This window comes from Novosphingobium piscinae (genome assembly GCF_014230355.1).
GTDB classification, from domain to species: domain Bacteria; phylum Pseudomonadota; class Alphaproteobacteria; order Sphingomonadales; family Sphingomonadaceae; genus Novosphingobium; species Novosphingobium piscinae.
Genome location: NZ_JACLAX010000028.1, coordinates 14,633 through 28,283 on the forward strand (window position 1 = coordinate 14,633; position 13,651 = coordinate 28,283).

Sequence of the window (13,651 nt, forward strand, 5' to 3'; positions counted from 1 at the left end):
GGAAAGCGGCGGAGAGGCGGCAAGCCGCTTGACCGCGTCCCCCCCGGGGGGGCATCAACGGTGGCGAGGGTCAGGCATGAGCGCGCGCGCACTATTCGAGAACCGTTCCGGCCGGGTCATCGCCTTGTTCCGGGCCATTCTCGTCGGCGTCTTTCTCATCGCGGTGTGGATCGAGCCGGTGGCGACCCATGCGTCGCTTGATCGCGGCAAGGTCCTGCTCGGACTGTACCTGCTGGTCAGCGTCGGCGCGGTGGTCGTGGCCTGGCGATCGTGGTGGTTCGACCAGCGGCTGGCCCGGATCATGCTGGCACTCGACGTGCTGGTGTTCGTGGCATCGGTGTTCGTCACCGAAGCGGCCAATGCCGATTTCACCAGCCCGTTCCTCGCCCTGTTCGCGCTGGCCATCCTGTCGGCCACCCTGCGCTGGGACTGGCGGATGGCGGCGCTGACCGGGCTGGCGGCGACCGGACTGTTCCTGCTGGCGGGATCACTGACCTGGCATCTCGGGCTGCCGATCGACCTCTACCGCTTCGGCCGCCGCGCGCTCTACATGATGGCGCTGCTGCTGGTGCTGGTGTGGTTCGGGTTGCAACGCCGCGACCCGCATGTCGCCCCCCTCGACCTGGCCACGGCCGAGGGCGAAGGCCAGGCCGACAGATGGGCCGACCTGCGCTGGCAGGCCCTGGACTATGCCATGGCGGTGACCGGAGCGCGGCGCGGCGTGCTGGCCTGGAGCGAGGCGGAGGAACCGTGGCTGGATCTGCACGAAGTTGCCCCGGGCGATCGACAGCTCCGCCGGCTCGGCCCCGACGCCCTGCCCGGCTGGGACGAGGGCCACGACGAGGTCTGCCTGTTCGACGCCCCGCGGCAGCGCAAGCTGATCCGCGACAGCGACAATCTCCCCCGGGCGCTGCCGCTGCGCGCGCGGCTGGTGCTGGCCAGCCACTACGGGATTGCCGAGGGCCTTGCCCTGCCCTTGTCCTGCGTCAGCGGGTTCGGGGTGATCGTGCTGGGCGAGATCACCGGACCCGGGCAGGACTTCGTGACCCTTGGCGAGATCATCGCCCGCGAGGTGAGCAACGCCTTCAACCGCGTCGCGGTGCTGCAGTTCGAGCGCGAGGCGCTGCTGGCCCGGACCCGCGGCGCGATCGCGCGCGACCTGCACGACAGTGTGGCGCAGTCGCTGGCGGGAGCCTGTTTCCGGCTCGAGGCGCTGCGCCGCAACCCGCGCACCCAGCCCGCCGCGGGCGAGGAGCTGCTGGCGATCCGCGAGGCCCTGCGCTGCGAGCAGGAGCGCGTGCGCCGGCTGATCGATACGCTGCGCAGCCCGTCCGGCGCACCCGACCAGCGCGACCTGGCGCCCGACCTGGAGACCAGTGCGCAGGATGCCGCGATGCACTGGAGCACGCGGGTCTCGCTGGACCTGGCCGAGGGCCTGGTCGTGCCGGGGTGGTACAGCCACGAATTGCAGCAGCTGGTGCGCGAGGCCGTGGCCAATGCCGCGCGCCATGGCCATGCCGGGCTGATCAACGTGCGGCTGGCCCGCCATGGCCATGGGCTGGCGCTCGACATCGCCGACGATGGCAGCGGCTTCGACGCCGCCACCCGCACGCGCCAGCCCTGGTCGATCCGCGAACGGGTGGCCGCGCTGGGCGGAACGCTCGACGTCGCCAGCGGCCTGGACGGGACCCGCCTTGCCATCCGCCTCCCTGCCCGCAGCGAAGGACCCCACCGATGACCACCGTGCTGATTGCCGACGATCACGCCTTTATCCGCACCGGCGTGGAGGCGGTGCTGGCACCGACCGGTTATGCCATCATCGCCCATGCCAGCTCCGGGCGCGAGGCGCTGGCCGCGGTGGAACGGTACCAGCCCGACATCTGCGTGTTCGACGTGGCCATGCCCGACGGCGATGGCGTGGCCACGCTGCAACAGCTGCGCCACGCGGGCGATCAGCGCCCGGTCGTGCTGCTGACCGCACAGATCGACGATCGCTGGCTGGTCGACGCGCTCGACGCCGGGGTCAACGGGATCGTCGCCAAGGCCGGCGGCGAGGACGTGCTGATCGCGACGCTCGACCGGGTGATGGCGGGCGAGGCGGTCGTCGGCGCGGACCTGCTCGAACGGGCCCGGGAGGAGCGCGCCCGGCGCGCGGTGCCCTCGCCCCTGGCGGTGCTGACCCCGCGCGAACGGACCATCGTCGCGCTGATCGCGCGCGGCCAGCGCAACCGCGACATCGCTGCGGCGCTGGGAATCACCGAGGGCACGATCAAGGTCTATCTGCACGCGCTCTACCAGAAGCTCGGGGTGGAGAACCGCACCGAGCTGGCGGTGCTGGCGCTCAAGCATCGCGACGAGCTGGCCTGAGCGGACCGGAACGGGCGCGCCGATGATCCATTCGAATGCGGAGAAGCGCAGACGTATTCTTCCCCTTCCCCCCGGGCAGGTGGATATGCTTGTGGCAGGGCCTGTAGCGGGCCCGTGCCTGGCGGCGGGCCGATGACCGGCTCCGCGGCCGATCCTGACCCCCGGGGGATGATCATGCGTTTTACGGCCGATTGCCTGCTGCTGTTCGGCGCCACCGGCGACCTGGCGCAGCGCATGCTGCTGCCCTCGCTGTGCGCGCTCGATGCCGACGGGCTGGTGAGCGATCACCTGCGGATCGTCGGCACGGCCCGGCAGGAGCTGGACGACGCCGGCTACCGGGCCTTCGCGCGCGAGGCGCTCGAGACCTACCTGCCGGATTACCGCAAGCCGGCGATCGAACCGTTCCTCGCCCGCCTCCATTACCAGCCGCTCGACGCCAACAATGCCGCCGGCTTCGCCGATCTGGCCGCCAAGGTCGGCCCGGTGCAGGACGGCCTCGCGATCTTCCTGTCGACCGCGCCGAGCCTGTTCGAGCCGACCATCGCCGGCCTGGTGGCCAGCGGCCTCGCGGGTGAACGCACCCGGATCGGGCTGGAAAAACCGCTCGGGACCAACCTGGCCACCAGCCGCCACATCAACGACGCAGTGAGCAGCGCCTTCCCGGAGGAGCGGATCTTCCGGATCGACCACTATCTCGGCAAGGAGACCGTCCAGAACCTGCTGGCGCTGCGTTTCGCCAACGTGATGTTCGAGCCGCTGTGGAACGCGGCGCATATCGACCACGTCCAGATCACCGTTGCCGAGACGGTCGGGCTGGAGGGCCGGGTGGGCTTCTACGACGGCGCCGGGGCGCTGCGCGACATGGTCCAGAACCACATGCTCCAGCTGCTCGCGCTGGTCGCGATGGAGCCGCCCGCCAGCTTCGACGCCACCGCGGTGCGCGACGAGAAGGTCAAGGTGCTGCGCTCGCTGCGCAAGGTGGAGCGCGACGAGACCGTCACCGGCCAGTACCGCGCCGGGGCGATCGGCGGCGCGGCAGTGCCCGGCTACGACCAGGAGCTGGGCCAGGATTCGGACACCGAAACCTTCGTGGCGATCAAGGCCCATGTCGACAACTGGCGCTGGAAGGGCGTGCCCTTCTACCTGCGCACCGGCAAGCGCCTGTACGAGCGGGTGACCGAGATCGTCGTGCAGTTCCGCCCGGTGCCGCATTCGATCTTCGCCGGGCGCGGCGCGCGGACCCAGCCCAACCAGCTGGTGATCGGGATCCAGCCGGCCGAGAACATCACGCTGTCGCTGATGGCCAAGGAGCCGGGCCTCGATCGCGGCGGCATCCGCCTGCGCGAGGTCTCGCTCGACATCTCGATGCCCGATGCCTTCGCCGGGCCGAAAAAGCGCATCGCCTATGAACGGCTGCTGCTCGACCTGATCGAGGGCGACCAGACCCTGTTCGTCCGCCGCGACGAAGTGGAAGCCCAGTGGGAGTGGATCGATTCGGTCCGCCAGACCTGGGACGACCACGCGATCACCCCCAAGACCTATACCGCCGGCAGCTGGGGCCCCTCGGCTGCGATCGCGCTGGCCGAGCGCGACGGCGTCACCTGGCACGAGTGAGCTGACCCATGACCCTGCACCCCACCCTTGCCCGCGTCACCGACCGGATCATCGAAAAGTCCAAGGCCTCGCGCCAGCGCTACCTCGACCTGATGGCGCGCGAGGGCGACCGGCATGGCGACCGTGAATTCCTGTCGTGCTCGAACCTGGCCCACGGCTTCGCCGCCGCGCTGGAGGACAAGACCGCGATTTCCACCGGCCGCGGGCCGAACCTGGGGATCGTCACTGCCTACAACGACATGCTCTCGGCCCACCAGCCCTATGGCCGCTACCCCGAGGCGATGAAGCTCTATGCGCGCGAGGTCGGCGCGACCGCCCAGGTGGCGGGCGGGGTCCCGGCGATGTGCGACGGGGTGACCCAGGGGCAGGACGGGATGGAGCTGTCGCTGTTCAGCCGCGACGCGATCGCGCTGGGCACGGCGGTGGCGCTGAGCCACGCCATGTTCGACGGCATGGCCCTGCTCGGCATCTGCGACAAGATCGTGCCCGGCCTGCTGATCGGCGCGCTGCGCTTCGGCCACCTGCCCGCCGTCTTCGTCCCCGGCGGCCCGATGCCGAGCGGCCTGCCCAACAAGGAAAAGCAGAAGGTCCGCCAGCTTTACGCCGAGGGCAAGGCGACCCGCGCCGACCTGCTGGAAAGCGAGAGCAAGTCGTACCACTCGCCGGGCACCTGCACCTTCTACGGCACGGCCAATTCCAACCAGATGATGATGGAGCTGATGGGCCTGCACGTGCCGGGGGCCTCGTTCATCCCCCCCAACACGCCGCTGCGCTCGGCCCTGACGCGCGAGGCGGTGCACCGCCTCGCCGCGATCGGGCGCAAGGGCACTGACCACCGGCCGCTGTGCCAGGTGGTCGACGAGAAGGCGATCATCAACGCCGCGGTCGGCCTGCTCGCCACCGGTGGCTCGACCAACCATGCGATCCACCTGCCCGCCATGGCGCGTGCCGCGGGCGTGCTGCTCGACTGGCAGGACCTCGACGAGCTGTCGTCGGTCGTGCCGCTGCTGGCGCGGGTCTATCCCAACGGCGCGGGCGACGTGAACCACTTCCACGCCGCGGGCGGGATCGCCTATGTCACCCGCGAGCTGCTCGATGCCGGGCTGATCCACGGCGATACGCTGACGATCGCGGCGGGCGGCATGGCCGCCTATGCCACCGAGCCGACGATCCTGGAGGACCGGCTGGTCTGGCAACCCGCCCCGGCCGAAAGCGGCGACGACTCCATGCTGCGTCCGGTCGCCGCGCCGTTCCAGCCGGACGGCGGCATGCGCCTGGTCCAGGGCAATCTTGGCCGCGCCACCTTCAAGACCAGCGCGGTCGACCGCGAGCGCTGGACGATCGAGGCGCCGGCGCGCGTGTTCGACACGCAGGAGGCGGTGACCGCCGCGTTCAAGGCGGGCGAGCTTGACCGTGACGTGATCGTGGTGGTCCGCTTCCAGGGCCCGCGCGCCAACGGCATGCCCGAACTGCACAAGCTGACCCCCGCGCTGGGCGTGCTGCAGGACCGCGGGTTCAAGGTCGCGCTGGTCACCGACGGCCGCATGTCGGGCGCCTCGGGCAAGGTTCCCGCGGCGATCCACGTCACCCCCGAGGCGCTGGGTGGCGGGCCGCTGGCGCAGGTCCGCGACGGCGATGTGATCCGGCTCTGCGCCCACCAGGGCACGCTTGAGGTGCTCACCGACCTGGCGGGCCGCGCGCCGGCCGAGGCCCCGCCAGCCGGCGAGGGCATGGGGCGTGAGCTGTTCGCCATGTTCCGCCATCATGCCGACAGCGCCGAGTGCGGCGGATCGGCCATGCTGGCGCTGGGAGGGCTGTGAGGGAAATGCCCGGTCCTGTGCCGTTCACAGCCGCATCGTCATGCTGAACCCGTTTCAGCATCCATCGTGCCTTTGCCACGGTGAGACGAATGGCGTGCGACATTACCGCCATGAAGACATGCGTGACCTGAATGCGGGGAGGAAGGGATGCTGAAACAAGTTCAGCATGACGGCCGAAAAGTGGCGGTCGAGATGGCGACCAGGGTCTTGCCGGGGCGACGCGCATGACCACCCCCACCGAACTCGTCGCGGTCGACATCGGCGGCACCCACGCCCGCTTCGCCCTCGCCGCGATCGGGGCTGACGGCGCGATCTCGCTGGGCGATCCGGTTACCCTCCACACCAAGGATCACGCCAGCTTCCAGACCGCCTGGGAGGACTTCGCCCGCCATCTCGGGCGGGACCTGCCGCCCGCCGTGGCCATCGCCATCGCCGGGCCGGTCGGCGGCGAGGTGATCCGTTTCACCAACAACCCGTGGATCATCCGCCCCGCGCTGATTCCCGAGAAGCTGGGCACCCAGCGCCACACCCTGGTCAACGATTTCGCCGCGGTCGGCCATGCCGTCGCGCGGGTCGGCGAGACCGACTTCGTCCACCTCTGCGGCCCGGACGAGGCCCTTCCCGCGCATGGCACGATCACCGTGGTCGGCCCCGGCACCGGCCTGGGCGCCGCCCATGTCTGGCGCGATGGCGCGGGCGGCTACCGGGTCCAGCCGACCGAGGGCGGACATATCGACTATGCCCCGCTCGATTCGATCGAGGACCGCATCCTCGCCCGGCTGCGCCAGCGCTTCCGCCGCGTCTCGGTGGAGCGGGTGGTGTCCGGTCCGGCGATCGTCGACATCTACGAGACGCTCGCCGCGATGGAGGACAAGCCGATCCGCCAGCTCGACGACCGCGCGATCTGGCAGCTCGGCACCTCGGGCGAGGACAGCCTGGCCGCCGCCGCGGTCGACCGCTTCTGCCTCTCGCTCGGCGCTGTCGCAGGGGACCTCGCGCTGGCCCAGGGCGCAGCCGGCGTGGTGATCGCCGGCGGGCTGGGCCTGCGCATCCGCCAGACCCTGGTGCAGTCGGGCTTCGCCGAGCGCTTCCGCGCCAAGGGCCGGTTCGAGGCGCTGATGGCGGCGCTGCCGGTCAAGCTGATCACCCATCCGCAGCCGGGCCTGTTCGGCGCGGCCGCTGCCTTTGCCAAGGAACACTGCTGAGATGAGCCCGATCGAAACCATCATGCGCACCGCCCCGGTCATTCCGGTGCTGGTGATCGAGGATGTGGCCCACGCCGTGCCCGTGGCCGAGGCGCTGGTCGCCGGCGGGCTGCGCGTGCTGGAGGTGACGCTGCGCACCCCCTGCGCGATCGACGCGATCAGGGCCATGCGCGCGGTGCCCGGGGCGATCGTGGGCGCCGGGACCGTGCTCAACCCGGCGGATCTCGACAGGTCGCTGGCCGCCGGGGCCGAATTCATCGTCTCGCCCGGGCTGACCCCGGCGCTGGGCCAGGCCGCGGTGGCGAGCGGCGTGCCCTTCCTGCCCGGCACGGCCAATGCCGCGGACATCATGCTCGGGCTGGACCTGGGGTTGACCCAGTTCAAGTTCTTCCCGGCCGAGACCTCGGGCGGCATTCCCGCGCTGAAGGCCCTCACCGGCCCCTTCCCGATGGCGCAGTTCTGCCCCACCGGCGGGATCAGCCTCGCGACGGCGCCCAACTGGCTGGCGCTGGAGGCCGTGCTCTGCGTCGGCGGATCGTGGATCGTGAACAAGGGTGAGCCCGATGTCGCGGCGATCGAGGCGGCTGCCCGCGCTGCCGCGGCGCTGGGCAAACCCTGAACCACCCCCCACCCCGCTCGACACGAGCGGGGTAATTCTGACAGACTGGCTTCCCAGCGGGCGGCGGTCTGAGAAAAATAGGCCGGCCGCTCGGGGAGAGGGGCCCACACAGGCGGAACCGAAGGAACGCCCCGCGATGCCCAATGCCGTGCCTGATTTCGTCTCGCCGCTGAACGTGGCCGCGCTCGAATCCCGTCTGCAGGAGCTGCACCAGCTCACCGCGATGAGCCCGCTGTTCAACCCGGTGTCGCAGCTCGGGCTGGAGCTCTCGCGCCAGCTCGAGAACGGCCAGCTCGGGCTGGACGATCTGGACCGCCTGATCGCCGAGCTGGAGTGCGAAAGCCTCCAGGCGCGGGCGAGCCGGCTGGTGCGGATGGTCGGCCCGGTCGATCCGGCGGCCAATGCCGCGGCGATCCGCAGCGCGGCGCAGAGCGGCGAGTTCGCCCAGTTCGTGGCGCGGTGGCAGCGCCCGTTCCTGCACGTGGTGTTCACCGCCCACCCCACCTTCCTGCTCTCCCGCGCGCAGACCGCCGCCGTGGTCGCCGCCGCCTCGAGCGACGACATTGCCGCCGCCACGGTCTGCGTCGCGCCGCACGATCGCGACGCGATCACGCTCGACTACGAGCACGAGGAGGCGATGAAGGCGCTGACCCACGCCCAGTCCGCGCGCGACCGGATCGTCGGCGAGGTGCTGGACGCCGCCCGCGCGCAGTGGCCCAAGCGCTGGCGCGAGGTGCGGCCCTGTCCGTTCCGCTTCGCCACCTGGGTCGGCTACGACATGGACGGCCGCACCGACATCGGCTGGCACACCTCGATCCGTTACCGCCTGGCCGAAAAGGCCGAGCGGCTGGCCGGCTATGCCGCCTCGCTGGCCGCCGTCGCGCCAGAGCTGGCCGCGCGCCTGGCACGGGCGGGGGACCGCGCCGCGACCATGGCGGCGCTGTTCGCGCGCGACCTGAGCGATCCGGCGGCGCTGTCCGAGGCGGCCAACACGCTCACCGCCGACCACCCCGACAAGCTCACCTCGCTTGGCCCGGTGATCGCCGAGCTGGAGGCCGAGGCGCGGCAGGCCGATGACGACACCGCCCGCGCGCTGCTGGTCACCGCCGCGGCGATGCGCGCGGACGGGCTCGGCATGGGCTGGATCCACTTCCGGGTGAACTCATCCCAGCTGCAGAACGCGATCCGCCGCCGGATCGATCCGGATGGCCGGCTCGATCTGGCCAGCCAGGCCGCGCTGGTCCGCATGCGCGAGCTGCTGGCCGAGGCGCGGCCGCTGCGCACCAATTTCGCGGCGCTGGCGATCGAGAACAGCACGGCGACGCGCCAGTTCCTGGCCATGGCGCAGATCCTGCACCACATCGACGCCGACACTCCGATCCGCATGCTGGTGGCCGAATGCGAACAGCCCACCACGGTGCTGGCCGCGCTCTATTTCGCCAAGCTGTTCGGGATCGCCGACAAGGTCGACGTCTCGCCGCTGTTCGAGACCGAGAGCGCGCTCGAGCACGGCGGCCGCTTCATGGACGCGCTCCTGGCCGAGGAGGCCTATCGCGATTACGCGAAGGGCCGCGGCCGGGTGGCGATCCAGACCGGCTTTTCGGATGCGGGACGGTTCGTCGGCCAGATTCCCGCGGCGCTGGCGATCGAACGCCTGCACGGCCGGATGGCCGAGGCCATGGCCGCCAATGGCCTGGGCGACGTGTCGGCGCTGATCTTCAACACGGGCGGCGAATCGATGGGCCGCGGCTGCCACCCGTCCAGCTTCGCCGACCGGGTCGGCTGGCAGATGTCACCCTGGGCGCGGCGGCGCTTCGTGCGCGCCGGGATCCGGCTGGAACCCGAGGTCTCGTTCCAGGGCGGCGACGGCTATCTCAGCTTCGGCTCGCCCGAACTGGCCCTGGCCACGCTGACCCGCTTCGCCCAGAACGCCCCGGCCGAGGCCGATCCCAAGGCGCCGACCGATCCGTTCTATCGCCGCACCGACCTGAGCCTCGACTTCTACCGCGCGATCCGCCGGGTCCAGCAGCAGCACCTGGCCAGCGACACCTATTCGCGCGCGGTGACCGCCTTCGGGCTTGGCCTGCTCAACGACACCGGCAGCCGCAAGTCGCGTCGCCAATCCGACATCGCCGCCGACCGGCGGATGAGCCTGCGCCAGATCCGCGCGATCCCGCACAACGCCATCCTCCAGCAGCTGGGCTATCCGGTGAACGTGATCGCCGGGTTCGGCACGGCGGCGGACGGGAACGTGGAGGAGATCGCCGCCCTGCTGCGCGAGAGCGACCGGGGCCGCCAGATCGTGCGCCTGGTCCGCGCCGCCAATGCCCTGGCCTCGATCAAGACCGTGGCGGCCTATGGCGAACTGTACAATTCCGCGTTCTGGGCCAGCCGGCCCTATCGCGGCGACGAGGCGCACATCTCGACCGCGTCGCTGACCCTGGCGGAGTACCTGACCAAGGACGATCGCGCCGGTGTCTTCCGCCGGCTGGTCTCGCGGCTGCGCGTCGATGCGGTCAAGCTCCACCGCCTGCTCGACCTGATCCCCGACGAGGCCCCGCTGGCCGACCGCGAGCACGGCCGCCGGCTGATGGGCGTGCTCCAGGCGATCCGCCTGGCGCTGTTCCAGCACATGTTCCTGCGCGCGGTGCAGGTCCCGGCCTTCAGCCGCGCTAACGACATCGCCCGCGAGGACGTGCTCGAGATGGTTTTCACCCTGCGCGTGGAGGACGCCCTCGCCCAGCTGCGCCGGGCCTTCCCGACCAGCTTCCCGGCGGTGTCGGACTTCACGGTGGACGAGCCGAGCGACTGGCCCGACGGCGGCGCCACCGGCTACACCGCGATCCGCCGCGACTTCATCGACCCGATCGAGCGCGCCTGGCAGCTGAGCCTGCGCATCACCACGGCCATCGCCAACGAGTTCGGCGCGCACGGGTAGAGCGGGCTGGAATCTGTCCGGTTGAGGTCGACGCACCTCTCAGCCGTTCGCCTCGAGCGAGGTTGAGAGGCATCGGGCAGCCTGTCTCGACTGCGGCCCATGCGGCCACAGTTTGTCCTGAGCTTGGCGAAGGGCCCGATCCGAACGGGCTTTGGGGTCAAGCTCGTCGGGGCCGCGGCCTTCGCGCGAGGCAAGGTGCGGCGTTAAGCTTTCCCTGCTATCGAGTCCCATGACGGGAAACGGCCGGCGCAGCGCTGGCCTTGGCCCCGGTTCTGGGGGAGGACACCCTGGGGATGATCGCAGACAAGGGCAGACAGTGCAGATGACGAGCCATGGCTGGATCGGGCTGGCGACGGTGGCGGCGGGGCTCGGCATCGTCGGGATGAGCCTGCTGGGCGGCGGAGCCGATCGGTCTCCCGGGCCGCGCGGCGCGGCCGCCCCCGTGGTGGCTGCCGCCAGCCCCGCCCCGGCACCCGCGGTTGCGGCAGCTGCGCCGGCGGCCCCCGCGCCGGCCCGGGACGAGCGCTTCGTGATCAAGCGGATCCTGCCGATCGACGGGCCGCTGCGCTATGGCGCCTGGCACTGGGACGAGGCCGGCGCCCCCGCCGACGGGCCGCTGGTGATCACGGTCGATCTCGAGGCGCGCGTCCTTTCGGTGTTCCGCGGCGGCTACGAGATCGCGGCGACGGCGGTGCTGCTCGGCACCACCGAGAAGCCCACCCCCACCGGGGTCTTCCCGATCACCGAGAAGGACGCCGACCACACCTCCAACATCTATGACGGCGCGCCGATGCCCTACATGATGCGGCTGACCAACGACGGCGTCTCGATCCACGGCACCACGGTGCAGAACGGCTATGCCAGCCACGGCTGCGTCGGCGTGCCCACCCCCTTCGCCAGGAAGCTGTTCGCCATCGCCGCCCGCGGCACCCCGGTCTACATCACGCGCGGCAAGATGGTGGGCTTGGGGGATTCGCTGACGGGGTAGGGGGATAGCAATCGGCGCCCTCCGACAGCCGCCTGCGGCGTCCGACACCTCCCCCTTTGTGCCCGGCGGACGAACACGGGGAGGATCAAGGAAAGTCCGCTTGCCACCACGTTAAGCCCTCGCGGGTCAGCAACGCCTGCTCTGGCGTGCAATGGCTGCTCACGCCCCAAGTCGGACATCCAGATCCTCTCAGCACAGAACACACGACCACCCTCTAATCGTCGCCCCGGCCTTGAGCCGGGGCAGGGCTTGCGTGGCGAAGGTTGGGGAAAACAGCCCTGTCCCGGGTCAAGCCCGGGACGACGATAGCTTTAACGATGTGCCATTTTATGGGTGTGCGCATGCGTTTTGGGGTGGCCTCGGCGGGCTTTAGCTCAACATCCGCTCCCCACCCAACCCGGACACCACCCCGCCTCTCCCCTCGTCGCCCCGGACTGGCTCCGGGGGCCCGCTGGCTGGCTTTGCGCCACCGCCGCCTAGGCCGGATCGCTCTTGCCCCTGCGCAGCGGCGCCTTCGCGAAGCTCCACCCCTCGGGCAGCGGCCGCGCCACCAGTCCGCCGATCGAGGCGGGCTGGCCCGCGACCAGCGCGTCGAACACCAGCGCGACGGCCGAGCCGCGCGGAGCCGTGCCATCGAGCTTTTCGATCAGCCGGGCCAGCACCCGCAGCGCTACCGCGCGCGGCGCCTGGGGGCGGTAGACATAGGAGCCGAGCGCACCGGGGCTGACCTGATCCTGCCATTCGCGCGCCGCTGCCCAGTCGAGCGCGGCGTCAGCCTCGGCCAGGTGCTGGGCGCTGCGGGCGACAGCGGCGATGTCGAGCCAATCCGCCCCGGCCAGCGCCATGCGCAGGCGGGCGCGGTCGAAGCGGGGATCGTGGTTGCTCGGATCGTCGACCGCAGGCAGCCCCGCGGCAGTCACCACGGCAGCCAGATCGTGGCGGCGCCAGCCCAGCAGCGGGCGCAGCAGCGGCCAGCGCGTGCCGGGCACAACACCCACCGCACGCACCCCGGCCAGACCGGCCACCCCGCTCGCCCGGTTGAGCCGCAGCAGCAGGGTCTCGGCCTGATCGTCGGCGTGGTGCGCGGTGAGCAGGGTGCCGAGCCCGCGCCGCTCGAGCCAGGCGGCCAGCGCGCCATAGCGCGCGGCGCGGGCCTCCGTCTGGACATTGCCGGGGGCCACCTGGACCGCCAGCGTCTCGTGCGGCACACCCAGCCCGGCGCAGAGCCGCGCCACCCCGGCAGCCTCCTCCGCCGCGGCCGGGCGCAGGCCGTGGTCCACGGTCGCCGCCTCGACCTGGCCGGGACAGGCGGCGTGGGCCAGCACCAGCAGGGCAAGGCTGTCGGGCCCGCCCGACACGGCCAGACCAAGCCGCCCGGGCGGGCGGCGCAGCGCGCCGAGATCGGCGGCGAAGCGCGCCGCCGCGGCGGGATCGATCACCCCCGGATCAGTCGCAGGTGACGGCCTTGCGGGTGGCATCGTAGAGCCCCTTCAGCCGCCCGGTGGTCTCGGCCGGATAGGTATCGGCGAATTCGGCCAGGGCGATGCAGGCGCGGTTGGTATCGCCCAGCTGGCGCATCGCCTCGGCCAGGTAGACCAGGCTCTCGGCGGCGCGGGCGCCCTTCTTGTCGGCCTGGTAGTTCTTGAGGAACCACGGCGCGGCATCGCGCGGCTTGCCATCGTCGAGGAAGGCGCGGCCGAGCAGGTTGCGGCCAAAGCTGATTTTGGCGTCGCGCGGATACTTGTCGACATAGAGCCGCAGCTGTTGCTGGGCCTCGGGGTAGAACTTGGCCTCCCACAAGCGGAAGCCATAGCTGTACTCGTCATCGCCGGCATTGCCGGTGGCGGGCTTGGCGATCTTGGCCACCGCGGCGACGCGCTGCGGGCTGGGCTTTTCGGCCACGGCGGGCTTGGCCGGGCCGGACGCCGCGGCAGCGGGCTTGGCCGGCGCCGGTTTGGGCGCGGCAGGTTTCGCTCCGCCGGCCGCCGGGGTCGGCACCGGCAGGGTGGCGGCCGGGCTGGCCGCGGCAGGCTTGCCGGCGGCGGAACCCGCCGGGGTGACCAGCGCCGCCGACGGCGCGCTGGCGGTCGGAGCGGTGGT

At 71.3% G+C, this 13,651-nt stretch carries 10 protein-coding genes; 8 read left to right on the forward strand and 2 right to left on the reverse strand.

The features are described from left to right. The first annotated feature begins 76 nt into the window (after positions 1-76). The 8 genes from H7F53_RS16565 (at position 77) to H7F53_RS16600 (ending at position 11,551) form a co-directional block, all read left to right on the forward strand. A complete protein-coding gene (locus tag H7F53_RS16565) occupies positions 77-1,738 on the forward strand; it encodes a sensor histidine kinase (protein ID WP_185680625.1) in 1,662 nt (553 codons plus the stop codon). Further along, positions 1,735-2,367 (forward strand): response regulator, encoded by a 633-nt coding sequence (locus H7F53_RS16570; RefSeq protein WP_185680626.1) that lies wholly within the window; start codon positions 1,735-1,737, stop codon positions 2,365-2,367. Before H7F53_RS16565 ends, H7F53_RS16570 begins: the two co-directional genes overlap by 4 nt. Positions 2,368-2,541: 174 nt before the next feature. Beyond that, positions 2,542-3,981, forward strand: coding sequence for a glucose-6-phosphate dehydrogenase (gene zwf, locus H7F53_RS16575; protein WP_185680632.1), 1,440 nt, complete (start codon positions 2,542-2,544; stop codon positions 3,979-3,981). A gap of 8 nt (positions 3,982-3,989) precedes the next feature. Then, positions 3,990-5,801, forward strand: a complete 1,812-nt coding sequence (edd, locus tag H7F53_RS16580) for a phosphogluconate dehydratase (RefSeq protein WP_185680627.1) — start codon at positions 3,990-3,992, stop codon at positions 5,799-5,801. A gap of 224 nt (positions 5,802-6,025) precedes the next feature. Next, the gene (locus tag H7F53_RS16585; protein WP_185680628.1) at positions 6,026-7,006 is read left to right on the forward strand and encodes a glucokinase; all 981 of its coding nucleotides are present in this window, start codon (positions 6,026-6,028) and stop codon (positions 7,004-7,006) included. A 1-nt stretch (position 7,007) separates the two neighbouring features. Continuing rightward, positions 7,008-7,625, forward strand: coding sequence for a bifunctional 4-hydroxy-2-oxoglutarate aldolase/2-dehydro-3-deoxy-phosphogluconate aldolase (gene eda / locus H7F53_RS16590; protein ID WP_185680629.1), 618 nt, complete (start codon positions 7,008-7,010; stop codon positions 7,623-7,625). 136 nt (positions 7,626-7,761) lie between these two features. Continuing rightward, a complete protein-coding gene (locus tag H7F53_RS16595; RefSeq protein ID WP_185680630.1) occupies positions 7,762-10,563 on the forward strand; it encodes a phosphoenolpyruvate carboxylase in 2,802 nt (933 codons plus the stop codon). A gap of 322 nt (positions 10,564-10,885) precedes the next feature. After that, on the forward strand, positions 10,886-11,551 hold the full coding sequence (locus H7F53_RS16600) for a L,D-transpeptidase family protein (RefSeq protein WP_185680633.1): 666 nt from the start codon (positions 10,886-10,888) through the stop codon (positions 11,549-11,551). 476 nt (positions 11,552-12,027) lie between these two features. Here the strand turns inward: H7F53_RS16600 and tilS are convergent, their stop codons facing one another. Beyond that, entirely contained in the window at positions 12,028-13,029 is a 1,002-nt protein-coding gene (gene tilS, locus H7F53_RS16605) for a tRNA lysidine(34) synthetase TilS (RefSeq protein ID WP_185680631.1), read from the reverse strand. Continuing rightward, on the reverse strand, positions 12,998-13,651 hold a 654-nt coding region (locus tag H7F53_RS16610; protein ID WP_425498161.1), incomplete at its 5' end, for a tetratricopeptide repeat protein. The genes tilS and H7F53_RS16610, both read right to left, overlap by 32 nt.